Here is a 24,072-nt window from a genome sequence, read left to right as displayed (position 1 = left end):
AGGGACAGAGAAGCCGATCTGATGCGATAGCGGCAATCGCCGACAGGCGGGGCTCAGTGAAGAACCCGCGGCCCTTCTTCCTTATCAAACTCGCCTTCGACCATACGACCGGCCATCTGTACGCCGACGCTTAACATCGCCTTGGCGATTTCCACGTGCTGGCCTTGCAGGAACGCCTTGGCATCCTCGGAGAAATCCAGCGTCACCAGAGAACCCTCGTCCTCAGCCCTGCGCAGTTCGATTCGGCCGTCTGGTAACTCGACAATTTCTAGAAAGGACGTTGGCATATAGGTCTGTTCTCCACGAAAGGCAGGGATTATATAGACATCATTCGGGCTTCGCTCGGGATCTTGACCAGCAGCATGTTTCAGATTGCCACCGTACCAACACCCATCAGCATTCGTTCAGACCTTCGCGAAAGCGGATCGCCAGACCTTTGAGATTCTGCCGCCAGCTCTCCAGCTCTTCGCGACTCAACTCCTGCGGCGCCTCTTCCTCATCGAGATTAATGGCCTGAATCAATGGCTGCGTCACATCGCCCTTGGGCTTCTGTGGCACCCGTGGCGGCTGGAACAACGCCGAATGCGCCGCCAGCAGTTTCGCCAGCCAGGTTTCAGGGTTACCGGCCAGCTCCACCATCTCGGCCAGCTCAGGGATTGCAATCGATTCCAGGACGTCACGATTCAACAACACTTCTGCTCGCGCCGCATTGGCTTGAGGCAGACGATAGAAACCGGCGATCTCATGGCAGAGCCCCAAAAGCGCGCCGTAGAGGTGAAATAACGCTGATTCACGCCCAGCCTGGATCAGCGCCAGCGAATTCATCGCTCGTCCCTCTTCGGCACGAGCCAGAGCCTCCAGCGACAGGCCGGCGAAATAGATTTTCTGATTGGTGCGGGTATAGAGTTCGTGCGCCATGCCGGCAGTCTCCACAGCGAAATAATTGCGTCACACAGACCCGACAGTGTCATGGATCAACGGATCCGACCGCAAGCACAAAACAAAAAGGCCGCATGAAAACCCGAGGGTTATCATGCGGCCTTTTTTGTATCAGGCTAACGCTTACTCAGCCTTGGCTTTCGTGCGCTTGTCTTCAACAGTCCATTTACCACCATCGTAGTACGCCTTCCAGCCGGTAGGCTTGCCGTCTACTTCGGTCTGCACGTATTGCTCCTTGGTCTTGCGGCTGTAGCGGATGACCGCTGGCAGACCATCAGGATCCTTCTGCGGCGCTTCGCACAGGAAGTGGTACTTCGGATCGATCTCGTCCTTGTGCGGCAGAATCTCGATCACCAGTGGAGCACGGGTCTCGCGGTTTTTCGGGAACTGACTGGCTGCCAGGAACAGACCGGAAGCTCCGTCGCGCAGGATGTAGGTGTCGTTGACCTTTTCGCATTTCAGCTCAGGCATCTTCACCGGATCCATCTTCGGCGGCGCCGCATCACCGCTCTTCAGCAGTTTGCGGGTGTTCTTGCAAGTTGGGTTGGTGCAACCGAAGAACTTGCCGAAACGGCCGGTCTTGAGCTGCATCTCGCTGCCGCACTTGTCGCACTCCAGGCTCGGACCTTCATAGCCCTTGATGCGATAGTTGCCCTCTTCGATTTCGTAGCCCGCGCAATCCGGATTGTTACCGCAGATGTGCAGTTTGCGCTTCTCATCAAGCAGGTAGGCGTCCATCGCCGTACTGCAGATCGGGCAGCGATGCTTGCCACGCAGAACCAACGACTCCGACTCGCCCTCGTCGTCCGCGGCAATCTCGTCGCCTGGCACCAGGTTGACGGTGGCCTTGCAGCGCTCCTTCGGCGGCAGGCTGTAACCCGAGCAGCCAAGGAACACACCGGTCGATGCGGTACGGATCTGCATCGGACGACCGCATGTGGTGCACGGAATGTCGGTCATCACGGGCTGGTTGGCACGCATGCCATTGTCCGGGTTCTCCGCCACTTCAAGCTTCTTCTTGAAGTCGCCGTAGAACTCGTCCAGCACGTTTTTCCAGTCACGCTCACCCTGAGCTACATCATCGAGGTTCTCTTCCATGCCGGCGGTGAAGCCGTAGTCCATGAGGTTCGAGAAGCTCTCCGACAGACGCTCGGTGACGATATCGCCCATCTTTTCCGAGTAGAAACGACGGTTGTGCAGGGTCACGTAGCCGCGATCCTGAATGGTCGAAATGATGGCTGCATAGGTCGAAGGACGACCGATACCGCGTTTTTCCATTTCTTTCACCAGGCTCGCTTCGGAGTAACGCGCTGGCGGCTTGGTGAAGTGCTGCGACGGATCAAGCTTGATCAGCTTCATTACATCGCCCTGCGCCATGTCGGGCAGAACGTCGTCATCGCCAGGCTTGGCGATCTGCGGCAGAACGCGGGTGTAACCGTCGAACTTGAGGATGCGGCCCTTGGCGCGCAGCTCAAAGTCGCCAGCAGCGACGCTGACAGTGGTCGACAGGTACTGCGCCGGCAGCATCTGGCAAGCAAGGAACTGGCGCCAGATCAGCTCGTAAAGGCGCTCAGCATCACGCTCCATACCTGCAAGCTTGCTTGGCGTAGTGTTGGCATCGGAAGGACGAATCGCTTCGTGAGCCTCTTGTGCGCCTTCTTTGCTGCTGTAGACATTCGGCGTTTCCGGCAGGTACTTCTTGCCGAACTCGTCTTCGATGTAGGTGCGCGCCATCGCCACGGCATCGGCCGAAAGATTGGTCGAGTCGGTACGCATATAAGTGATGTAGCCGGCTTCATACAGACGCTGGGCCATCATCATGGTTTTCTTCACGCCGAAGCCCAGACGATTGCTCGCGGCTTGCTGCAGGGTGGACGTGATGAATGGCGCCGACGGCTTGCTGCTGGTCGGCTTGTCTTCGCGCTTGACGATGCTGTAGCTGGAGGACTTGAGTTTCTCCAGCGCGGCCGTGGCCTGGGCTTCGTTCAGCGGCTTGAAGGCCTCGCCCTTCTCGCGCGCCACTTCGAAACGTACAGTCGAGCCCTTGGCGGTGCCAAGATCAGCGTGCACTTCCCAGTACTCTTCCGGGTTGAACGCACGGATTTCACGCTCACGCTCGACCACCAGCTTCACGGCAACCGATTGCACGCGACCGGCCGACAGGCCACGGGCGATCTTGGCCCACAGCAGTGGCGAGACCATGTAACCCACAACGCGGTCGAGGAAACGACGCGCCTGCTGGGCATTCACACGATCGATGTCCAGTTCGCCCGGCTCGGAGAACGCTTCCTGAATCGCTTTCTTGGTGATTTCGTTGAACACCACGCGCTTGTAGCGGCTGTCGTCACCACCGATGGCTTCGCGCAGGTGCCAGGCAATGGCTTCCCCCTCGCGATCCAAGTCGGTTGCGAGATAGATGGTGTCAGCATCCTTGGCGAGCCGGCGCAGCTCTTCGATGACCTTCTCTTTACCCGGAAGGATCTCGTACTGGGCTTTCCAGCCATGTTCCGGATCGACACCCATGCGCGAAACCAGTTGCTTGCGCGCCTTCTCTTTCGGCGTGAGCACCGGCCCTTCGCCCGCGGCGGCCTTGCCGCGCTTGGCGGCCGGCTCTTTGCTGGCGCTAGCCGAACCGCTGGTGGGCAGGTCTCGGATATGGCCGATACTCGACTTCACCACGTATTGGTTGCCCAGATACTTGTTGATGGTCTTGGCCTTAGCCGGGGATTCCACAATGACCAGCGATTTGCCCATGGATCAGAAAATTCCTGAATTCTAGAAGTGAAAGGCGGTTGGCGCCTGACGCGGCACCGCTATATATAGTGGCTACAAGGTGAGGTCAAGCACAGGGTTCTGTGCGCACTCGCCTCATGGCTTGGAAAAAAGGCTCGGTTCGGCTTGCACCAAAGCAAAGCGTGGCACCTGCTCGCCGTCAACCTCGACCGACTCGACGAACATGCTCAAAGGGCGTACCCAGAAGCCGTAATCGCCATACAGGGCTTGGTAAAAGACCACTTCTTCCTCGGTCTCGGAATGCCGCGCCACACTGAATACGCGGTACTGCGGCCCCTTGTAATGTTGGTAGAGCCCAGGTTGTATCGGCATGCTTCGGCCCTCACTCAAATTTTTTCAAAATAAATACAAAAATAAATCCACAAAAACAAAAACCGGGGCACTTGGCCCCGGCTTCCATCGACGAGACGCTTAAACGCGTTCGAAGACGGTGGAGATGCCTTGGCCGAGACCAATGCACATAGTGGCCACCCCGAAGGTGCCGCTATTCTGCTTCATCACGTTCAGCAAAGTGCCGGAAATACGGGCACCGGAGCAACCGAACGGGTGACCCAGGGCGATCGCGCCGCCGTGCAGGTTAACCTTCTCGTTAATCTTGTCGAGCACTTTCAGATCTTTCAGCACTGGCAGGGCCTGTGCAGCGAAAGCTTCGTTGAGCTCGAAGAAGTCGATATCGTTGATGCCGAGGCCCGCACGCTTCAGGGCTTTTTGTGTAGCCGGCACTGGACCATAGCCCATGATCGCCGGATCCACACCCGCCACCGCCATCGAACGGATCACGGCCATCGGCTGGATCCCCAGGTCCTGTGCACGTTGCGCCGACATCACGATCATGCACGAAGCACCATCGGTGATCTGCGACGAAGTACCGGCAGTCACGGTGCCACCTTTCGGATTGAAGGCAGGCTTGAGGGCCGCCAGACTTTCCAGAGTGGTTTCCGGACGAATGGTTTCGTCGTAGTCGAACAGCTTCAGGAAGCCGTTTTCGTCGTAACCCTGCATCGGGATGATTTCGTCTTTGAACTTGCCTTCCACCGTCGCCTTATGGGCGAGCTGGTGGGAGCGCACGCCAAAGGCGTCCTGCTGCTCACGGGTGATGCCGTGCATCTTGCCAAGCATTTCCGCGGTCAGACCCATCATGCCCGAGGCTTTCGCCGCGTACAGCGACATGTGCGGGTTCGGATCGACACCGTGCATCATGCTCACGTGACCCATATGCTCGACGCCGCCAACCACGAATACGTCACCGTTACCGGTCATGATCGCTTGCGCAGCGGTGTGCAGGGCGCTCATCGACGAGCCGCACAGACGGCTGACGGTCTGGCCGGCCGAGGTGTGCGGGATCTGGGTCATCAGCGACGCCATGCGCGCGATGTTCCAGCCCTGCTCCAGGGTCTGGTTCACACAGCCCCAGATCACGTCCTCGACTTCAGCAGGATCGACCTTGGCGTTGCGTTCCAGCAGTTTGCTGATCAGGTGCGCCGACATGTCTTCGGCGCGGGTGTTGCGGTGCATGCCGCCCTTGGAGCGGCCCATCGGAGTACGACCGAAGTCGACAATCACGACGTCTCTAGGATTCAAGCTCATAAGTTCACTCTCACTCTAGTTGGGGGCGCTTAACCGAAGAAGCTCTGGCCGTTCTTGGCCATTTCGCGCAGCTTCGCGGTCGGGTGGTACAGCGCGCCCAAATCAGCGTACTGGTCAGCCAGGGCAACGAACTCGGCAACACCGATCGAATCGATGTAGCGCAGCGCACCGCCACGGAATGGAGGGAAACCGATACCGTAAACCAGACCCATGTCGGCTTCGGCGGCAGTTTCAACGATGCCGTCTTCCAGGCAACGCACGGTTTCCAGGCACAGCGGGATCATCATCCAGTTGATGATGTCTTCGTCAGTGACTTCGCGCTGCTCGTAAACGATCGGCTTGAGCACTTCCAGCACCGACGGATCGGCCACCTTCTTCTGCTTGCCTTTCTTGTCGGTCTCGTAGGCGTAGAAGCCCTTGCCATTCTTCTGGCCCAGACGTTTGGCTTCGTAAAGCACGTCGACTGCCGAACGACGGTCATCCTTCATGCGATCCGGGAAGCCGTCAGCCATCACGTCACGACCGTGGTGACCGGTGTCGATGCCGACCACGTCCATCAGGTATGCCGGGCCCATCGGCCAGCCGAATTTTTCCATGACCTTGTCGATGCGGACGAAATCCACACCGGCGCTGACCAGCTTGGCGAAACCGCCGAAATACGGGAACAGAACGCGGTTGACCAGGAAGCCCGGGCAGTCGTTGACAACGATCGGGTTCTTGCCCATTTTCTTGGCGTAGGCAACGGTGGTGGCAATTGCCAGCTCACTGGACTTCTCGCCACGGATGACTTCCACCAGCGGCATCATGTGCACCGGGTTGAAGAAGTGCATGCCGACGAAGTTTTCCGGACGCTTGAGGGCCTTGGCCAGCAGGCTGATGGAAATGGTCGACGTGTTGGACGCGAGGATGGTGTCCTCTTTGACCTTGTCTTCGACTTCAGCCAGCACGGCTTGCTTGACCTTCGGGTTCTCGACCACGGCTTCAACAACCAGGTCGACGTGACCGAAGTCGCCGTAGGACAGGGTCGGACGAATGCCGTTGAGCACTTCAGCCATTTTCGCAGCGGTCATGCGGCCTTTGTCAACGCGGCCCACCAGCAGCTTGGCGGCTTCGGCCAGACCCTGCTCGATACCGTGCTCGTTGATGTCTTTCATCAGGATCGGCGTGCCTTTGGAGGCCGACTGATAGGCGATACCGCCACCCATGATGCCAGCACCCAGTACCGCAGCCTGCTTCACGTCCTTGGCGATTTCGTCGTAGGCCTTGGCCTTCTTCTTCAGTTCCTGATCGTTCAGGAACAGGCCAATCAGACTCTGCGCGGCAGAGGTCTTGGCCAGCTTGACGAAACCTGCTGCTTCGACTTCCAGCGCCTTGTCACGACCGAAGTTCGCGGCTTTCTGGATGGTCTTGATCGCTTCAACCGGCGCCGGGTAATTCGGGCCAGCTTGCCCTGCCACGAAACCTTTGGCGGTTTCGAAAGCCATCATTTGTTCAATGGCGTTCAACTTGAGTTTTTCAAGTTTTGGCTGACGCTTGGCCTTGTAATCGAACTCGCCGGAAATTGCGCGCTTGATCAGTTCAAGGGCAGCTTCCTGCAGCTTCTCTGGAGCCACCACAGCATCGACGGCGCTGACTTTCAGCGCGTCTTCAGGACGGTTTTCCTTGCCGGCGGCAATCCACTCGATGGCGTTATCGACGCCGATCAGGCGCGGCAGACGCACGGTACCGCCGAAGCCTGGGTAGATGCCCAGTTTGACTTCCGGCAGACCGATCTTGGCCTTGGTCGACATGACGCGGTAATCCGCCGCCAGGCACATTTCCAGACCGCCACCCAGGGCGATGCCGTTGATCGCGGCCACGGTCGGAACGTTGAGGTCTTCGAAATCGCTGAAGATCTTGTTGGCTTCGAGATTGCCAGCAACCAGCTCGGCATCCGGCAGCTTGAAGTTGTCGACAAATTCGGTGATGTCGGCGCCGACGATGAACACGTCCTTGCCACTGCTGACGATCACGCCCTTGATCGAAGCATCTGCCTTGATGGTGTCCACGGCCTGACGCAGTTCGTTCAGGGTAAGACGGTTGAACTTGTTGACGGACTCACCCTTGAGGTCGAATTTCAATTCGACGATGCCACTTTCAAGAGCTTTAACCGTGATGGCTTTACCTTCGTAAATCATCAACTGATCTCCACGATATGGAAGCTGAACAGTACACGTCGGACGCAGGTAAATGGCTCGGCAGGACGCTTTTTCGTCGATGCTGACGCCAATCCACCCGGCACACCCGCCAACGCGATAGTCGGGATTCTGTAGGAGCAGTCTGTAAGACAAACGCTCAATTCATACGCCCGTTTGATTTGGGTACGCCACCTTCACGGAATTTCCGACAATTGTCAATCGCCCTAAATACGGGTTGAAATGCGACTTTGCGGTCATTTCTGTAAGACGCAGCCGCCGACACATGCTTGCATGTGAGGGTATTCATAAGATTAATAGTTAGAAATGTCGCCCTAATTCGCTGCAAGCCTTGTTTAACAGGCTACGCTCGCTGGACGACGAAGGAAAACAGGCGCACGTTTGCTGACCGGAGCACCACGAATCAACGTCAAAAAGAATTTCCGGCCTGCCTGGCCACCCCCGCCCGATGAATCATGTCGGGCTTTTTATTGTCCGTCTACCGGACGCTCCCTACCGTTGCAGTGGGAAAAATCCGGGGTTCAGGCCAGCGCTTTCAGAGTCGCGTCGATATCCTGCAAAACCTTGGCCTCGCCCTTCTCGCCCCAGTACAAGGCGATCATCTGCTTGTCGGCCTCAACCTTGAACACATTGCCCGGCAACTTTTCGAAATAATCGAGCAGCAACCGATCCTCGCAGACTTCCTGCCATTGATTGACCCATACTCCCGGCGATTTCTGCCAGTAACTCCAGCACGCTGGCTGGCTGCCACGCCGTGGCCGATGATATTGCGCACACGGGCTGGGCGGCTCCTGCGACAGCCAGTGCGGCCACTCCTGAGGCGCCAGCTGCATGGCCAGCCCGATGCGCCGCGCCTCCATGCGCAGGGCCATCCGGCCGCTCTGTACGCGCGACGGGCGCAACCATGCCAGTGGACTCAGAACCACCAGCAGGATTGACACCACCAACCAGACCGTCATATCTCTACTCCCGACTTAAGGTGAGCGCATTGTGTCACTCTGGAACCAATGCGCTTGAAACCAGCCATACTTAACACTATTGAACCGTCACAAGGAGCACCTCATGCCCTACTCCCATATCCTGGTCGCCGTAGATCTGACCGAAGAGTGCGACCCTGTGATTCACCGCGCCCGAGAGCTGTCGACGAGCAATGGCGCCAAGCTGTCGCTGGTGCATATCGTCGAACCGATGGCGATGGCGTTCGGCGGCGATGTACCGATGGATCTGTCACAACTGCAACAGCAGCAGTTCGATCAGGCCAAGGAACGTCTAGAGCGCCTGAAAGCCAAATATGCCGAACTCGAGGGTGCCAATTGCCACCTGACCTATGGCCAGCCACGTCAGGAAATCCATCATTTCGCCAAGGAAAATCTCTGCGATCTGATCGTGGTCGGCAGCCATGGCCGCCACGGTCTGGCGCTATTGCTGGGCTCCACAGCCAACGACGTGTTGCATGGCGCCCCTTGCGATGTGCTCGCGGTGCACCTGATCAAACGCTGAAACACAAAACCCTGTGGGAGCGAGCTTGCTCGCGAAGGCGTCGGCACATTCAACATTGATGCTACCTGACATACCGCTTTCGCGAGCAAGCTCGCTCCCACATTGGAATCTTCACCTATATCCGCATATGAAAAGCCCGGCGCTCATCACTGAGCGTCGGGCTTTTTTGTTGCCGGATCAATCAGGCATCCAGCTCGGCCCAACGCTCCACCAGCGCATCCAGCTCAGCCTGCAACTGCTCCAGCGAAGCAATCACCTTGGCCGTTTCTGCTGGCGGACGCTGGTAGAAACCGGCTTCGGCCATTTCCGCCTCGACCGCAGCGATCTGCTGTTCCTTGGCATCAATGTCGCCCGGCAGCGCTTCCAGCTCACGCTGCAGCTTGTAGCTCAGCTTCTTCTTGGCGGCCGGCGCTGCAGCAGCAGGCGCGGCACCGGGTGCAGGCTCAGCAGTGACCACCGCCGAGTTCAGATCAGCCTTGCCCGACTTGCTCTCGGTCACGCCCAACAGGCGCGGCGAGCCGCCCTGACGGATCCAGTCCTGATAACCGCCGACATATTCACGGACCTTGCCTTCACCTTCGAAGACCAGAGTGCTGGTGACCACGTTGTCGAGGAATGCCCGGTCGTGACTGACCATCAGCACCGTGCCGTTGAACGTCAGCAGTACTTCTTCGAGCAGTTCGAGAGTCTCGACGTCGAGGTCGTTGGTCGGTTCATCGAGTACCAGCAGGTTCGCCGGTTTGCTGAACAGTTTGGCCAGCAACAGACGTGCACGCTCGCCACCGGACAGCGCCTTCACCGGCGTGCGCGCACGCTGCGGGCTGAACAGGAAGTCGCCGAGGTAGCTCAGGACGTGGCGGCTCTGGCCATCGATTTCGATGAAGTCGCGACCTTCGGCGACGTTGTCGATCACGGTCTTTTCCAGATCGAGCTGATGACGCAACTGATCGAAGTAGGCGACATCGATCCGGGTGCCCTCTTCCACTTTGCCGCTGGTCGGTTGCAGACCGTTGAGCATCAGCTTGAGCAGAGTGGTCTTGCCGGTACCGTTGGCGCCCAGCAGACCGATACGGTCGCCACGCTGCAGGACCATCGAGAAGTCCTTGATCAGGTACGGACCGTCCGGGTGATGGAAGCTGACGTTGTCCAGGACCATCACTTGTTTGCCGGACTTCTCGGCCGTTTCCAGCTGGATATTCGCCTTGCCGGTACGTTCACGACGTTCGCTGCGCTCAACGCGCAAGGCTTTCAGGGCACGCACACGGCCTTCGTTACGGGTGCGACGGGCCTTGATGCCCTGACGGATCCACACTTCTTCCTGAGCCAGACGTTTGTCGAACAGCGCGTTGGCGGTTTCTTCAGCAGCCAGCGCGGCTTCTTTATGCACGAGGAAGCTGGCGTAGTCGCCGTTCCAGTCGATCAGACCGCCGCGATCCAGTTCGAGGATGCGCGTGGCGAGGTTCTGCAGGAAAGAACGGTCGTGCGTGATGAACAGCACGGCGCCCTGGAAATCCTTCAGGGCTTCTTCGAGCCAGGCAATCGCACCGATGTCCAGGTGGTTGGTCGGTTCGTCGAGCAGCAGCAGATCCGGTTCGGACACCAGCGCCTGCGCCAGCAGCACGCGGCGACGCCAGCCGCCGGACAACTCGGCAAGAGTCTTGTCGGCCGGCAGTTGCAGGCGACTCAGGGTGCTGTCGACCAGCGTCTGCAAACGCCAGCCGTCACGGGCTTCGAGGTCGTGCTGAACGTGCATCAGCTTGTCCAGATCGGCGTCGGTGACGATGTTCTGGCTCAGGTGATGGTATTCGGCGAGCAAGGCGCCAACACCGTCCAGCCCCTCGGCAACCACGTCGAATACCGTCCGCCCGTCGGCCACCGGCAACTCTTGCGGCAATTCACCGATTTTCAGACCGGGGGCACGCCACACCGAGCCGTCATCGGGCTTCTGGTCGCCCTTGACCAGTTTCATCATGCTGGATTTGCCAGTGCCGTTGCGGCCGATGATGCACACCCGCTCACCACGGGCGATCTGCCAGGACACCTTGTCCAACAACGGCATCGCGCCGAATGCAAGGGACACATCGCTGAATTTGAGCAGGGTCATGAGCTTCTCCAAAAACCGGGCGCGCATTCTACCTGAGTTAGCCCCTCAGCAGGCCGGCAATTTGTCTGCTGAAGCACTCTGCACAACATTTGTTGCGAACTTGTGCTGCGAGACCGGCAAAGCTTTCGCCCGTTGCTGGCAAAAGGCTAAGCTACAGACAATTCAGTGCTGGCCGCGGCCGGTGCTTGTCATGATTTCTCTGCCCGGATGTCTCATGCGCAGTCGCCTTTTCAGTGTCTTGTCCTGTTTGCTACTTACCGCCGCTGCCGCTCAATCCGCCCAGGCGGTGGACCTGTCGACCCAACGCCAGTATTACGATGAAGCCAAGCGCGCACTGGCCAAGGGCGATACCGGCCCGTACTTTCGTTACAGCCAGGCCTTGGCCGATTACCCGCTGGAACCGTACCTGGCTTACGACGAACTGACCGCGCGTCTGAAAACCGCCAGTAATGAGGAAATCGAGAAATTCCTCGCCGAGCACGGCGACCTTCCACAGGCCAACTGGATGAAACTGCGCTGGTTGCGCTGGCTCGCCGACCGTGGCGACTGGGCAACTTTCGTCAAGTATTACGACCCGAAACTCAACTTCACCGAACTGGACTGCCTCAATGCGCAGTACCAGATCAGCAGCGGCCACAAGGCCGAGGGCTATGCCAACGCCGACAAACTGTGGCTGACCGGCAAATCGCAACCGGCCGCCTGTGACGGGTTGTTCGGGATCTGGGCCGCCGATGGCCAGTTGACCGAGCAGAAACGCTGGGAGCGCACCAAACTTGCCGCCCAGGCGCGCAACTATCCACTGGCCAACAGCCTGGTCAACGGCCTCACCACCCTCGCCCCGCGCGGTCGGCTGCTGGTGGATGTGGCGCAGAAACCCGAACTGCTCAATCAGCCGTCGCGCTTCACTCCCGCTGACGAGCCGATGTCCGACGTGGTCAGCCTCGGCCTGCGCCGCCTCGCCCGTCAGGACCCGGACAAGGCCATGGCCCTGCTCGACGGATACGCCAGCAGCATGCATTTTTCCCGTGACGAAAAAGTCGCGATTGCCCGGGAAATCGGCCTGACCCTGGCCCGGCGTTTCGACAGCCGCGCGCTGGACGTGATGACCAAATACGATCCGGAGCTGCGTGACAACACCGTGTCCGAATGGCGCCTGCGTTTGCTGCTGCGACTGGCACGCTGGGACGATGCGTATCAGTTGACTCGGCGCCTGCCACAGGATCTGGCGACCACCAACCGCTGGCGTTACTGGCAGGCCCGCAGCCTGGAACTGGCGCAACCGCAGAACCCGGAAGCGCAAACCCTGTACAAGAATCTGGCGAAGGAACGCGACTTCTACGGTTTCCTCGCTGCCGACCGCTCGCAACTGCCTTACTCGCTGATGAACAAGCCGCTGGTACTCAGCCAGGCCACCATCAACAAAGTGCGTAATACCCCCGGTGTGCGTCGCGCTCTGGAATTCCATGCGCGCGGGCAGATCGTCGACGGGCGCCGCGAGTGGTATCACGTCAGCCGCCATTTCAATCGTGACGAAATGGTTGCCCAGGCCAAACTGGCTTACGACCTGAAATGGTATTTCCCGGCCATCCGCACCATCAGTCAGGCGCAATACTGGGACGACCTGGATATCCGCTTCCCGATGGCCCACCGCGACACCTTGGTGCGTGAAGCCAAGACGCGCGGCCTGCATTCGAGCTGGGTGTTCGCCATCACCCGCCAGGAAAGCGCGTTCATGGATGACGCCCGCTCCGGCGTCGGCGCCAGCGGCCTGATGCAGTTGATGCCCGGCACCGCCAAGGAAACCGCGCGCAAGTTCAGCATTCCGCTGGCCTCGCCGCAGCAAGTGCTCGATCCGGACAAGAACATCCAGCTCGGCGCCGCTTACCTGAGCCAGGTGCACAGCCAGTTCAACGGCAACCGCGTCCTGGCCTCCGCCGCCTACAACGCCGGTCCCGGCCGCGTGCGCCAGTGGCTGCGCGGCGCCGATCACCTGAGCTTCGATGTGTGGGTGGAAAGCATCCCGTTCGACGAAACCCGCCAGTACGTGCAGAACGTGCTGTCGTACTCGGTGATCTACGGGCAGAAACTCAATTCGCCGCAGCCGCTGGTGGATTGGCACGAGCGGTATTTCGACGATCAGTGACAGGTGCTGAATACCTGAAATGAAAAATGCCCGCATCCATCGATGCGGGCATTTTTTTGCTGCCAGGAAAGGCTTCGGCAGTTCTACACCGCCATCGCATGCCCGTCGTTGAACTGCAACGCCGCCAGCCGCGCATACAGTGGATTGCTCACGATCAGCTCCTGATGCGTACCGATTGCGACCAATCGGCCCTGATCCATCACGGCGATCCGGTCGGCGTTCTTCACCGTGGCCAGGCGATGCGCAATCACCAGCGTGGTGCGGTTGTGCATCAGACTTGGCAACGCTTCCTGAATCAGATGTTCGCTCTGGGCATCGAGAGCGCTGGTGGCTTCGTCCAGCAGCAGAATCGGCGCATCCACCAGCAACGCGCGGGCGATCGCCAGGCGTTGACGCTGGCCGCCGGAAAGGCCGAGGCCAGCGTCCCCCAGATGAGTCTGATAACCGTTGGGCATCTTCTCGATGAAGTCATGGGCGTGAGCAATTCTTGCCGCTTCCTTGACCTGCTCCAGTGTCGCGTCGGCATTGCCGTAACGAATATTCTCTTCGACGCTGCCGAAAAACAGCGCTGGCGATTGCGAGACCAGGGCGAAATTGCGCCGCAGATCCAGCGGATCGAGGCTGGTCAGCGGCACCCCGTCAATCAGGATCCGGCCTTCAAGTGGGTCGTAGAAGCGCAACAACAAGTCATACACCGTGGATTTACCGGCGCCGGAAGGCCCGACAAGGGCCAGGGTTTCACCAGCCCTGATGGTCAGGCTCAAGCCGCTGATGGCATAGCTGTCCGGACGCGACGGGTAGGAAAAGTGCACATTCTGCAATTGCAGCTCGCCCTTGATCCGTTCTGGCAACGTCACCAGCCCGAGGGTCGGTGGCTGGATGATGTTCTGCGAATTGAGCAGTTCCGCGATGCGCTCGGCAGCACCCGCCGCACGCTGTAACTCGCCGATGACCTCGCTCAACGTACCAATGGCACTGCCGACGATCAGGCTGTAGAAAACGAATGCCGCCAGTTCACCCCCGGTAATGCGCCCGGCTATCACGTCCATGCCGCCGACCCACAACATCACCGCCACCGCGCCGAGCACCAGCACGATCACCACGGTAATCATCCAGGAGCGCTGAAAGATCCGTTTGCGCGCAGTATCAAACGCCTCCTCGACCGTCGTGGCGAAACGGCGTTCATCCTGCACCTGATGGTTATAGGCCTGAACGGTTTTGATCTGCCCGAGCGTCTCGGAAACGTAGCTGCCGATGTCGGCGACCCGATCCTGACTCAACCGCGACAGATTGCGCACGCGCCGACCGAAAATCAGAATCGGCGCGACCACGAAGGGCAAGGCGATCACCACGATGCTGGTGAGTTTCGGATTGGTCACGAACAGCAGCACTACTCCGCCGATCACCATCAACAGGTTGCGCAGAAACATGGAGAGCGACGAGCCGATCACCGATTGCAGCAACGTCGTGTCGGCGGTCAGCCGTGATTGAATCTCCGAACTGCGGTTATTCTCGTAAAAGCCGGGATGCAGATAGACCAGATGGTTGAACACCTCGCGCCGGATATCTGCGACAACTCGCTCGCCGATCCACGATACCCAGTAAAACCGCGCGAAGGTGCCAATCGCCAGGCCCAACACCATCAGCATGAAGATACCGATGCTCTGGTTCAGTTGATGCGGCGACTGCGTCATGAAGCCCCGATCGACCAGCAATTTGATCCCCTGCCCCATCGACAAAGTAACGGCCGCCGTGACGATCAACGCCAACAGCGCAGCGCAGACTTGCCAACGATAAGGCGCCAGAAACCGGCTGGTCAGACTCAGCGCTCGACGGTGCCGGGAAGAAAGCTTCGAGATCATTCAGGTACACATCCGTGTTGATGAAAGGGCTAGCCTAAACCTTCTATGGGGCGGAACTCTGTAAATCACAATGAGTCAGGTTAAATATGCCCCCAAAGACTAGGCCATAGTTGCTATTGGTCTAATGTCCCGGTTGAGACGAGCGGTCATTTCTGTTGGAGTGGAGATGCCGCTTTTGACAGACCCAAGGGTGTTGTCACAGCCTGGTCACGTGGCGGTTTTAATCTACGTGCACAACCTGATGAGGAGACAGGCCATGTCCTTGCAACACAGCAGCGATGACAAGATTCAAGTGATCCGCACCAAGCCCGGCCAACCTCTGGGTTGCTCGATTATCGACAAGGATGGGCGTGAAGTACCGATCACTGAAGACATGATCCAGGACGCGTGCCGCGAGCTGGAGAAGCGATTGGTCAAGCCTGCCGAACAAAAGTGATATAGCCACCGTCTTCCTGACCCGGCCCCTGTTTGGCCGGGTTTTTTCTGCCTGCCGTTCTGCTCTCTGTAGGAGCTGCCGCAGGCTGCGATCTTTTGATCTTGCCTTCAAAAAACAAAATCAAAAGATCGCAGCCTTCGGCAGCTCCTACAGGGTCAGGGCAAACACTGTGGGAGCGAGCCTGCTCGCGAAAGGGCCGACCTGTTATTGAACCGCAACCGCCCCCAGCGCCGCCACAATCTGTTGCAACTGCGGCGAATCACCGTCGATCCGCACCTTCAGTCCCTCGATCTCGCGCCGCACCGGGTACTGCTTGCGCAACACATCGAATGCCGCACGCTGTTCCGCGACATTGCCTACAAGACTGCGACGAAAATCCGCGTCATCGCGGCGCGGGTCGTATACGCCACGGCACAACATCGCCAGTGCCCAGGCCGGATCGCTGTCGGCGTGCAAGGTCACTTCTGACAGCCACGGTGCCGGTAGCAAGTCACTGAGCTGGATGCTCGGCGTCTGACCGATAAATTCGCAATAAGCCTGATAAATCTGCGCCGTGCCGCGCTGTTTACCATCGAGGCTGTAACCGGCAATGTGCGGCGTGGCCAGCACGCAGAGTTCGGCGAGGTCGACATCGACTTCAGGCTCGGCTTCCCACACGTCGAGCACCGCTTGCAGGTCTTCACGCGCCAGCAGCACGGTGCGCAACGCAGCGTTATCCACCACGGGGCCACGAGCGGCGTTGATCAGCCAGGTACCCGGTTTGAGCTGTTGCAGACGCGGCTCATCGAACAGATGCCAGGTCGCGCCTGCGCCGATACGGGTCAGCGGCGTGTGCAGGCTGATCACGTCGCACTGCTCGATGATCTGCTCAAGACTGACGTAATCGCCCCCCTCGACGGCCTGACGCGGCGGGTCGCAGACTTTGACATTCCAGCCCAGGCCCTTGAGGACCTTGATCAACCGGCCGCCGACTTCACCGGCACCGATTACCCCATAAGTACGTTGCGGCAATTCAACGCCTTCGATTTCCGCCAGGGTCATCAGACTGCCGAGCACATAATCGACCACACCTCGCGCATTGCAACCGGGCGCGCTGGACCAGGTGATGCCGGCCTCGGCGAAATAATCGAGATCCAGATGATCGGTGCCGATAGTGCAAGTGCCGACGAAACGCACTTTGCTGCCTTCGAGCAAAGCACGATTGACGTTAGTCACCGAGCGCACCAGCAACACATCGGCCTGCTCGACCGTCGCACGGTCGATGGCACGGCCCGGCACCCGGCGGATCTCGCCGTAACCGGCAAAAAAGGCATCGAGCAGGGGGATATTTTCGTCGGCAACAATCAGCATGGCGGGCTCCTTGGGCGGATCGGCAGTTTAACTGTAGGAGCTGCCGCAGGCTGCGATCTTTTGATTTTGTTTTTCAAGATCGAGATCGAGATCAAAAGATCGCAGCCTGCGGCAGCTCCTACAGATTACAAATCCGCAACAGAGGATTTTTCCTGACCAAAGCGTCAGCGGCGTAGAATGCGGCGCCCTGCGCATCAATCCCTGTGGACGCTTTGCCTGTGAATTCTGTTACTGATCAACCGCTCGCTGCCTCACTCACCCGCCCCGCGCGAATTCGCCTGGAGTTCAGGAATCTGCTCGCCCTCGCGCTGCCGATCATCATCGCGCAACTGGCGACCACCGCCATGGGCTTCGTCGATGCGGTGATGGCCGGCCGTGTCGGGCCGCGTGACCTGGCAGCGGTAGCACTGGGCAACTCGATCTGGGTCCCGGTGTTTCTGCTGATGACTGGCACCCTGCTGGCCACCACGCCGAAAGTCGCCCAGCGTTTCGGCGCCGGCACCCACAGCGAAATCGGCCCGATTGTCCGTCAAGCGCTGTGGCTGGCACTGGTGGTCGGCCTGATCGCCACGTGCATGCTGGTCGCCGCCGAACCGGTGCTGCACCTGATGAAAGTCGATCCCGAGCTGATCGGCCCGTGCATGCAATACCTGCACGGCATTGCCAGCGGTCTGCCGGCGGTGGCGTTCTATCACGTGCTGCGCTGCACCAGTGACGGCATCGGCCGTACCCGCCCGGCGATGGTGCTGGGCCTGTGCGGTCTGGCGCTGAACATTCCGCTGAACTACATCTTCATTTATGGCCACTTCGGCGTACCGGCCATGGGTGGCGTGGGCTGTGGCTGGGCCACGGCCATCGTGATGTGGGTCATGGCGCTGGGTCTGGCCGGATGGGAGCGCTGGGCGCCGGCGTATCGTTCGAGTGAGATCTTCAGCCGCTTCGACTGGCCACAATGGGCGGTGATCAAACGTCTGCTGGCGATCGGCTTGCCGATTGGCATCGCCGTGTTTGCCGAGTCGAGTATCTTCGCCGTGATCGCCCTGCTGATCGGCAGCCTCGGCGCCACCGTGGTGGCCGGGCATCAGATCGCGCTGAACGTCAGCTCGCTGGTGTTCATGATTCCGTATTCGCTGGGCATGGCCGTCACGGTGCGTGTCGGCCAGGCGCTGGGGCGTGAAGAGCCGCGGGAAGCACGCTTTGCCGCCGGCGTCGGCATGGGCACCGCGCTGGCGTATGCCTGCCTGTCGGCGAGCATGATGCTGTTGCTGCGCGAGCCGATTGCGTCGATCTACACGGCGGATCCGACGGTGATTCACATCGCGGCAATGCTGATTGTGTACTCGGCGCTGTTCCAGTTCTCCGACGCGATCCAGGTGACGGCTGCCGGCGCTCTGCGCGGTTATCAGGACACCCGGGTAACGATGATTCTGACCCTGTTCGCCTACTGGGGCATCGGCCTGCCAGTGGGTTACGCCCTCGGTCTGACCGACTGGCTCGGCGAACCGCGTGGCCCAAGCGGTCTGTGGCAAGGTCTGATTGTCGGCCTGAGCTGCGCGGCGCTGATGTTGTCGATTCGACTGACGCGCAGTGCACGCAAGCGTATTCGGATCAGTCGTTCGGTGGGCTGATCAGCCATAAAAAAAGACCTGCACATGCAGGTCTTTTTTATGCCCGAATTCAATTGGACTTCTTGCGGATCCAGTACAGATAAGTACCGGCCTCTTCGTGCTGCCCCACCAGTTCGTGGTCGAGAAACACACAGAACTTGGGAATGTCGCGACGGGTCGAGGGATCGGTGGCGATCACCTTGAGCAGGCCGCCCGGCACCAGGTCACGTATGTGCTGATGCAGCATCATTACCGGCTCCGGGCAATTGAGACCGGTAGCATCGAGGGTGCCGTCGACCGGGGTATCGATCATTTCACTCATGATTCACTCCTGAAACTGGCCGGCATTGTCGCGCATTGCCGGGTGCTCAGTCATCTGTAGCGAGGGGATTTATCCCCGATGGGTTGCGAAGCGGCCCCAAAGAGTGGGGATGCGCTGCACCCCCCTCGGGGATAAATCCCCTCACCAGAGACATTCCCACAGGGTTTAATGGTGACTCAGCGGGATTTGGCTTTCTTGATGTCATGCCGACGCAAATGACAGGTCACTTCCTCGCGGTCGTGATACAGCTGCTTGCAACCAATGTCGACCTTGATCCCGCGCGCCTTGAAGCCATCGGCGATGCGCTCGAGCAAGCGCTTCACTTCGGCATAGCGCTGTTTCATCGGCAGCTTGAGGTTGACCACCGCTTCGCGGCAATGACCGTCGCCGATCCATTCTTCAAGCATCGCCGCGTTACGCGCCGGCTTCTCGACGATGTCGCAGACCATCCAGTCCACCGGTTGCTTGGGCTTGAAGGTGAAACCGTCGGCCATCAAGTGTTGCACCAGACCGGTGTCCATCAGGCTTTCAGCCATCGGGCCGTTGTCGATGGCGGTCACCAGCATGCCGCGGTTGACCAGTTGCCAGGTCCAGCCGCCGGGTGCCGCGCCGAGGTCGACGCCGGTCATGTCGCTGTGCAGGCGCTCGTCCCACTGATCACGCGGGATAAAGTGGTGCCAGGCCTCTTCCAGTTTCAAGGTCGAACGGCTGGGCGCCTCGCGCGGAAACTTCAGGCGCGGAATGCCCATCGGCCACATTGCCGAGTTGCCGGCATCGGCCATGCCGAGGAACACTTCGCGACCACTTTTGAAGGTCAGCAGCAGGCGCGGTTTGCTCGCGTCGTCCACCAGTTTGCCGGCACCAGTCAGCGCCTTGCGCAGCGGGCCTTCGAACTTCTTGCAGAAATTCGACAGCTCTTTACCGTCGTTGGTATCGACCACTTCCAGCCACAGGCTGCCGCAGACCGGGAAGTCCGCCATCTGCTCGAGGATCACGCTGATGCGATCGGTTTCCGGCAAATCGATGAAGACACCGCGCGCCCACTGGCGCGGAAAAATCAGCTCGGCGAAACGCTGGCCGCGCATCAGGCGTTCGGCGCCGTCTGCTTCGCTGCAGACAAACTCCGCGTACGCGGTGGCCGGTTTGGCCTTGGCGTAACCGGCCACATTCAATTGGGCGGCGAGGTCGGAAATCTCCGAACAGACTTCGCCTTCGAAGCCTGGCCGGCAATGCATGAAAAGGGTGTTCATTCTTACTCCTGGGCAGAGGGCGGACATTCGGCCCCTGCACGCTGCTCAAGCCTTGCGGTGAAGCAAAGCCTGTCACGAAAACCGGCGCATGATAGCCGAGTTCGGAACCTTGGACTTATTGATAGAGTCCAGTTATTAGCCAGCTACTGAAAACAGGGCTACGTTGATAGCTCTGCCCGTCCCCTCAGTCCGTAGCCGTGCGGACTCAAAGGAGTGATCGTAATGCCGTCCCTCGATAGTCTGAAGACCCTTAAAACACTGCAGATCGGCCAAAAAACCTACCACTATTTCAGCCTGCCGGATGCCGCGAAAAGCTTGGGCAATATCGACCAGTTGCCCATGTCGCTGAAAGTCCTGCTGGAAAACCTGCTGCGCTGGGAAGATGAAAAAACTGTTACCGGCGCCGACCTCAAGGCCATCGCCGCCTGGCTCAAGGAGCGCCGCTCCGACCGGGAAATCCAGTACCGCCCTGCCCGGGTATTGATGCAAGATTTTACCGGTGTACCCGCCGTGGTCGATCTCGCCGCGATGCGCGCCGCCATGGCCAAGGCCGGCGGTGATCCGCAACGGATCAACCCGCTGTCACCAGTGGATCTGGTGATCGACCACTCAGTGATGGTCGACAAATTCGCCACCCCGAGCGCCTTCGAACAGAACGTCGACATAGAGATGCAGCGCAACGGCGAGCGTTATGCGTTCCTGCGCTGGGGTCAGAGCGCCTTCGACAACTTCAGCGTGGTGCCGCCGGGTACCGGGATCTGCCACCAGGTCAACCTCGAATACCTCGGGCGCACGGTATGGACCAAGGATGAGGACGGCCGCACCTATGCCTTTCCCGACACGTTGGTCGGCACCGACTCCCACACCACCATGATCAACGGCCTCGGCGTGCTCGGCTGGGGCGTCGGCGGGATCGAGGCGGAAGCGGCGATGCTCGGCCAACCAGTGTCGATGCTGATTCCGGAAGTGATCGGTTTCAAACTCACCGGCAAGCTCAAGGAAGGCATCACCGCCACCGACCTGGTGCTGACCGTCACGCAGATGCTGCGCAAGAAAGGTGTGGTCGGCAAATTCGTCGAATTCTACGGTGACGGCCTCGCCGATCTGCCACTGGCCGACCGCGCGACCATCGCCAACATGGCCCCGGAATACGGCGCGACCTGCGGCTTTTTCCCGGTGGATGACGTAACCCTCGAATACCTGCGCCTGTCCGGTCGCCCGGCTGAAGTGGTAAAACTGGTCGAGGCCTACACCAAGGCCCAGGGCCTGTGGCGCCTTCCCGGTCAGGAACCGGTGTTTACCGACAGCCTGGCGCTGGACATGGGCAGCGTCGAAGCCAGCCTGGCCGGACCAAAGCGCCCGCAGGATCGGGTTTCGCTGCCGAACGTGGCGCAGGCCTTCAGTGACTTCATGGACCTGCAATTCAAGCCCACCAGCAAAGAAGAAGGCCGTCTGGAAAGCGAGGGCGGCGGTGGCGTGGCCGTGGGTAACGCCGATCTGGTCGGCGAAACCGAATACGAATACGAAGGCCACACCTATCGCTTGAAAAACGGCGCGGTGGTAATCGCCGCGATCACCTCCTGCACCAACACCTCAAACCCGAGCGTGATGATGGCGGCCGGTCTGCTGGCGAAAAAAGCCGTGGAAAAAGGCCTGACCCGCAAGCCATGGGTCAAGAGTTCGCTGGCACCCGGGTCGAAAGTGGTCACCGACTACTACAAGGCGGCGGGGCTGACGCAATACCTCGATCAACTGGGCTTTTCGTTGGTCGGCTATGGCTGCACCACGTGCATCGGCAACTCCGGGCCACTGCCGGAACCGATCGAGAAAGCCATTCAGAAAGCCGACCTCACCGTGGCGTCGGTGCTCTCCGGCAACCGCAACTTCGAAGGCCGGGTGCATCCGCTGGTGAAAACCAACTGGCTGGCCTCGCCACCGCTGGTGGTCGCCTACGCCTTGGCCGGCAGCGTGCGCACCGACATCAGCACTGAACCGCTGGGTAACGACCAGCAAGGCAATCCGGTTTACCTGCGCGACATCTGGCCGAGCAGCAAGGAAATCGCCGAGGCGGTGAATCAGGTGAACACCGCAATGTTCCACAAGGAATACGCCGAAGTGTTTGCCGGCGACGAGCAATGGCAAGCGATCCAGGTGCCGCAGGCCGCCACCTATGTGTGGCAGGACGATTCGACCTACATCCAGCATCCACCGTTCTTCGACGACATTTCTGGCCCATTGCCGGTGATCACTGACGTCAAGGGTGCGCGGGTTTTAGCGTTGCTCGGTGATTCGGTGACCACCGACCACATCTCCCCGGCCGGCAACATCAAGACTGACAGCCCGGCCGGGCGCTATCTGCGCGAAAAAGGCGTGGAACCGCGAGACTTCAACTCCTACGGCTCACGACGTGGCAACCATGAGGTGATGATGCGCGGCACGTTCGCCAACATCCGCATTCGTAACGAGATGCTCGGCGGCGAAGAAGGTGGCAACACGATCCACATCCCGAGCGGCGAGAAAATGCCGATTTATGATGCCGCCATGCGTTATCAGGCCTCGGGCACGCCGCTGGTGGTAATCGCCGGTCAGGAATACGGTACCGGCTCCAGCCGCGATTGGGCGGCCAAGGGCACCAACCTGTTGGGTGTCAAAGCGGTGATCGCTGAAAGCTTCGAGCGCATCCACCGTTCCAACCTGGTGGGCATGGGCGTGTTGCCGTTGCAGTTCAAGCTCGATCAGAACCGCAAGAGCCTGAACCTCACTGGCAAGGAAACCCTCGATATCCAGGGGCTGACTGGCGTCGAGCTAACGCCGCGCATGAACCTGACCCTGGTCATCACTCGTGAGGACGGCCGCCAGGAGAAACTCGACGTGCTGTGCCGCATCGATACGTTGAATGAGGTGGAGTACTTCAAGTCGGGCGGGATTCTGCACTACGTGTTGCGGCAGCTGATCGCCTCGTGATTGCTTGATTCCCGTGGTGAGGGGATTCATCCACGATGGACTGCGCAGCAGGCCCTTTTTTGGCGTCGCTTCGCAACCCATCGGGGATAAATCCCCTCACTACCCGTGCTCGACACAAATACTTTTCTGCAGGCGAAAAAAAACCCGCCGAAGCGGGTTTTTCCCAAGACCATTATCGACTCCCTGTCGGCAGCGATCCTTGCTAATGGTCGATCATCCGTGATCCTGAAACACTCCCTGTGTCTCAGTTGATGGGTGTAGATTACGCCATGGATCCAATCGGCAATAGTCGCAAAAGCTACCACCACGTGTAAGACATTCGCTATAAAAGCCCTTCCGAAAACCCCTACGTCAGTCAGGCACCCAGCCTGCAAGCCGCCATGTCAGTCACCATCACGCTCGCGCGTCTTCGCACTTTCGGTGAGAAACTGTTCAAGTCGACTCAATTGCTCCTCCCAGCCGCGGCTGTCCATGTAGTACGCCTCCTTCTGCCGCACATCGGGGATATGCGCAAAGCCGGACTCGGACACCTTGAGCAATGTGCCGCTCTCGTAATCCTGCAGCTCGAACTTGACCAGCGTTGTCGGCTCCTGGGAATAGTCGATGTTCGGATTGACCGCGTACGGGTGCCAGCGAAACGAAAACAGCTGCTGCGGCTCCACCCGCTCCACCAGCACGTTCCACAGCACGTGTTCATAACCGGGATACGTGACCTGCCCTTGCGTCCATTCCCCGGCAATGAACCGCCTGCCCTCCAGTGCCACACCAAACCACTGACCAAACGCCTCGGCATCGACCAATGCACGCCAGACATATGAACGTGGCGCCTTGAGCGCGATTTTGCGTTCGAAACTATTGGGTACCGGTTTCATAAGTCACCTCCTGTTTTGAACAGTAGGCTTGTATGACCACATGTCCAACCTGAAGTTGTATCAAAGGGCTGCACCTGTCCAATCCAGAGGAAACATTCGGCGGCATTTCCGTTCATTGAAACGAGCGCCCCCCTCCGATGAACCTGTT

Annotated in this window: 18 protein-coding genes; 5 read left to right on the top strand and 13 right to left on the bottom strand. The window is 59.4% G+C overall.

Annotation, left to right across the window (positions count from 1 at the left end; translation table 11 throughout):
- Window positions 1–53 precede the first annotated feature (53 nt).
- The 7 genes from AB1J88_RS02100 to AB1J88_RS02070 form a co-directional block, all read right to left on the bottom strand.
- Entirely contained in the window at window positions 54–287 is a 234-nt protein-coding gene (locus AB1J88_RS02100) for a hypothetical protein (protein ID WP_003226592.1), read from the bottom strand.
- Between the two features lie 106 nt (window positions 288–393).
- Entirely contained in the window at window positions 394–918 is a 525-nt protein-coding gene (locus AB1J88_RS02095; RefSeq protein ID WP_222018816.1) for a DUF6586 family protein, read from the bottom strand.
- Between the two features lie 144 nt (window positions 919–1,062).
- Window positions 1,063–3,693, bottom strand: coding sequence for a type I DNA topoisomerase (gene topA / locus AB1J88_RS02090; RefSeq protein WP_041069001.1), 2,631 nt, complete (start codon window positions 3,691–3,693; stop codon window positions 1,063–1,065).
- A gap of 114 nt (window positions 3,694–3,807) precedes the next feature.
- Window positions 3,808–4,044 (bottom strand): DUF1653 domain-containing protein, encoded by a 237-nt coding sequence (locus AB1J88_RS02085; RefSeq protein WP_041069004.1) that lies wholly within the window; start codon window positions 4,042–4,044, stop codon window positions 3,808–3,810.
- Between the two features lie 99 nt (window positions 4,045–4,143).
- The gene (fadA, locus tag AB1J88_RS02080) at window positions 4,144–5,319 is read right to left on the bottom strand and encodes an acetyl-CoA C-acyltransferase FadA (RefSeq protein ID WP_100847813.1); all 1,176 of its coding nucleotides are present in this window, start codon (window positions 5,317–5,319) and stop codon (window positions 4,144–4,146) included.
- 29 nt (window positions 5,320–5,348) lie between these two features.
- On the bottom strand, window positions 5,349–7,496 hold the full coding sequence (fadB, locus tag AB1J88_RS02075; RefSeq protein ID WP_041069011.1) for a fatty acid oxidation complex subunit alpha FadB: 2,148 nt from the start codon (window positions 7,494–7,496) through the stop codon (window positions 5,349–5,351).
- 539 nt (window positions 7,497–8,035) lie between these two features.
- Window positions 8,036–8,473, bottom strand: coding sequence for a hypothetical protein (locus AB1J88_RS02070; RefSeq protein ID WP_222018815.1), 438 nt, complete (start codon window positions 8,471–8,473; stop codon window positions 8,036–8,038).
- 103 nt (window positions 8,474–8,576) lie between these two features.
- Here AB1J88_RS02070 and AB1J88_RS02065 point away from each other — a divergent pair, with 103 nt between their 5' ends.
- Window positions 8,577–9,014 carry a universal stress protein gene (locus tag AB1J88_RS02065; protein WP_041069017.1) on the top strand — a complete coding sequence of 146 codons (438 nt, stop codon included), beginning with the start codon at window positions 8,577–8,579 and terminating at the stop codon, window positions 9,012–9,014.
- 181 nt (window positions 9,015–9,195) lie between these two features.
- On the opposite strand, the gene AB1J88_RS02060 is transcribed toward AB1J88_RS02065, so the two are convergent.
- Window positions 9,196–11,118, bottom strand: coding sequence for an ATP-binding cassette domain-containing protein (locus AB1J88_RS02060; protein ID WP_430290068.1), 1,923 nt, complete (start codon window positions 11,116–11,118; stop codon window positions 9,196–9,198).
- A gap of 214 nt (window positions 11,119–11,332) precedes the next feature.
- Between AB1J88_RS02060 and AB1J88_RS02055 the strand changes: the two genes are divergently transcribed.
- A complete protein-coding gene (locus AB1J88_RS02055) occupies window positions 11,333–13,261 on the top strand; it encodes a transglycosylase SLT domain-containing protein (protein ID WP_430290067.1) in 1,929 nt (642 codons plus the stop codon).
- 83 nt (window positions 13,262–13,344) lie between these two features.
- Here the strand turns inward: AB1J88_RS02055 and AB1J88_RS02050 are convergent, their stop codons facing one another.
- Complete coding sequence (locus AB1J88_RS02050) at window positions 13,345–15,123, bottom strand: ABC transporter transmembrane domain-containing protein (RefSeq protein ID WP_222018812.1); 1,779 nt, start codon at window positions 15,121–15,123, stop codon at window positions 13,345–13,347.
- Between the two features lie 256 nt (window positions 15,124–15,379).
- Here AB1J88_RS02050 and AB1J88_RS02045 point away from each other — a divergent pair, with 256 nt between their 5' ends.
- Window positions 15,380–15,559 (top strand): PA1571 family protein, encoded by a 180-nt coding sequence (locus AB1J88_RS02045; RefSeq protein ID WP_027611439.1) that lies wholly within the window; start codon window positions 15,380–15,382, stop codon window positions 15,557–15,559.
- A 204-nt stretch (window positions 15,560–15,763) separates the two neighbouring features.
- On the opposite strand, the gene pdxB is transcribed toward AB1J88_RS02045, so the two are convergent.
- Window positions 15,764–16,909, bottom strand: a complete 1,146-nt coding sequence (pdxB, locus tag AB1J88_RS02040; RefSeq protein WP_222018811.1) for a 4-phosphoerythronate dehydrogenase PdxB — start codon at window positions 16,907–16,909, stop codon at window positions 15,764–15,766.
- A 218-nt stretch (window positions 16,910–17,127) separates the two neighbouring features.
- Here pdxB and AB1J88_RS02035 point away from each other — a divergent pair, with 218 nt between their 5' ends.
- The gene (locus tag AB1J88_RS02035; RefSeq protein WP_041069032.1) at window positions 17,128–18,537 is read left to right on the top strand and encodes an MATE family efflux transporter; all 1,410 of its coding nucleotides are present in this window, start codon (window positions 17,128–17,130) and stop codon (window positions 18,535–18,537) included.
- A gap of 49 nt (window positions 18,538–18,586) precedes the next feature.
- On the opposite strand, the gene tusA is transcribed toward AB1J88_RS02035, so the two are convergent.
- A complete protein-coding gene (gene tusA / locus AB1J88_RS02030; RefSeq protein ID WP_007961802.1) occupies window positions 18,587–18,838 on the bottom strand; it encodes a sulfurtransferase TusA in 252 nt (83 codons plus the stop codon).
- A 176-nt stretch (window positions 18,839–19,014) separates the two neighbouring features.
- Window positions 19,015–20,088, bottom strand: coding sequence for a 23S rRNA (cytidine(2498)-2'-O)-methyltransferase RlmM (gene rlmM, locus AB1J88_RS02025; protein ID WP_145594848.1), 1,074 nt, complete (start codon window positions 20,086–20,088; stop codon window positions 19,015–19,017).
- A gap of 222 nt (window positions 20,089–20,310) precedes the next feature.
- Between rlmM and acnA the strand changes: the two genes are divergently transcribed.
- Complete coding sequence (gene acnA, locus AB1J88_RS02020) at window positions 20,311–23,052, top strand: aconitate hydratase AcnA (protein ID WP_430290066.1); 2,742 nt, start codon at window positions 20,311–20,313, stop codon at window positions 23,050–23,052.
- A gap of 383 nt (window positions 23,053–23,435) precedes the next feature.
- On the opposite strand, the gene AB1J88_RS02015 is transcribed toward acnA, so the two are convergent.
- Complete coding sequence (locus tag AB1J88_RS02015; RefSeq protein WP_198760283.1) at window positions 23,436–23,924, bottom strand: SRPBCC family protein; 489 nt, start codon at window positions 23,922–23,924, stop codon at window positions 23,436–23,438.
- Window positions 23,925–24,072 lie beyond the last annotated feature (148 nt).

This window comes from Pseudomonas sp. S8 (assembly GCF_050473925.1).
In the GTDB taxonomy this organism is placed as follows: domain Bacteria; phylum Pseudomonadota; class Gammaproteobacteria; order Pseudomonadales; family Pseudomonadaceae; genus Aquipseudomonas; species Aquipseudomonas parakoreensis.
Note: the sequence above shows the minus strand (reverse complement) of the source record. Positions and strands in the feature narration are given on the sequence as shown.

What these genes read in the sequence shown, in the direction of transcription:
- tusA (WP_007961802.1), bottom strand. Translation starts at nt 18,838, where the DNA reads ATGAGTGAAATGATCGATACCCCGGTCGACGGCACCCTCGATGCTACC.
- AB1J88_RS02095 (WP_222018816.1), bottom strand. Translation starts at nt 918, where the DNA reads ATGGCGCACGAACTCTATACCCGCACCAATCAGAAAATCTATTTCGCC.
- AB1J88_RS02070 (WP_222018815.1), bottom strand. Translation starts at nt 8,473, where the DNA reads ATGACGGTCTGGTTGGTGGTGTCAATCCTGCTGGTGGTTCTGAGTCCA.
- rlmM (WP_145594848.1), bottom strand. Translation starts at nt 20,088, where the DNA reads ATGAACACCCTTTTCATGCATTGCCGGCCAGGCTTCGAAGGCGAAGTC.
- pdxB (WP_222018811.1), bottom strand. Translation starts at nt 16,909, where the DNA reads ATGCTGATTGTTGCCGACGAAAATATCCCCCTGCTCGATGCCTTTTTT.
- AB1J88_RS02100 (WP_003226592.1), bottom strand. Translation starts at nt 287, where the DNA reads ATGCCAACGTCCTTTCTAGAAATTGTCGAGTTACCAGACGGCCGAATC.
- AB1J88_RS02055 (WP_430290067.1), top strand. Translation starts at nt 11,333, where the DNA reads ATGCGCAGTCGCCTTTTCAGTGTCTTGTCCTGTTTGCTACTTACCGCC.
- fadB (WP_041069011.1), bottom strand. Translation starts at nt 7,496, where the DNA reads ATGATTTACGAAGGTAAAGCCATCACGGTTAAAGCTCTTGAAAGTGGC.
- AB1J88_RS02065 (WP_041069017.1), top strand. Translation starts at nt 8,577, where the DNA reads ATGCCCTACTCCCATATCCTGGTCGCCGTAGATCTGACCGAAGAGTGC.
- AB1J88_RS02060 (WP_430290068.1), bottom strand. Translation starts at nt 11,118, where the DNA reads ATGACCCTGCTCAAATTCAGCGATGTGTCCCTTGCATTCGGCGCGATG.
- acnA (WP_430290066.1), top strand. Translation starts at nt 20,311, where the DNA reads ATGCCGTCCCTCGATAGTCTGAAGACCCTTAAAACACTGCAGATCGGC.
- AB1J88_RS02045 (WP_027611439.1), top strand. Translation starts at nt 15,380, where the DNA reads ATGTCCTTGCAACACAGCAGCGATGACAAGATTCAAGTGATCCGCACC.
- AB1J88_RS02085 (WP_041069004.1), bottom strand. Translation starts at nt 4,044, where the DNA reads ATGCCGATACAACCTGGGCTCTACCAACATTACAAGGGGCCGCAGTAC.
- topA (WP_041069001.1), bottom strand. Translation starts at nt 3,693, where the DNA reads ATGGGCAAATCGCTGGTCATTGTGGAATCCCCGGCTAAGGCCAAGACC.
- AB1J88_RS02015 (WP_198760283.1), bottom strand. Translation starts at nt 23,924, where the DNA reads ATGAAACCGGTACCCAATAGTTTCGAACGCAAAATCGCGCTCAAGGCG.
- AB1J88_RS02050 (WP_222018812.1), bottom strand. Translation starts at nt 15,123, where the DNA reads ATGATCTCGAAGCTTTCTTCCCGGCACCGTCGAGCGCTGAGTCTGACC.
- fadA (WP_100847813.1), bottom strand. Translation starts at nt 5,319, where the DNA reads ATGAGCTTGAATCCTAGAGACGTCGTGATTGTCGACTTCGGTCGTACT.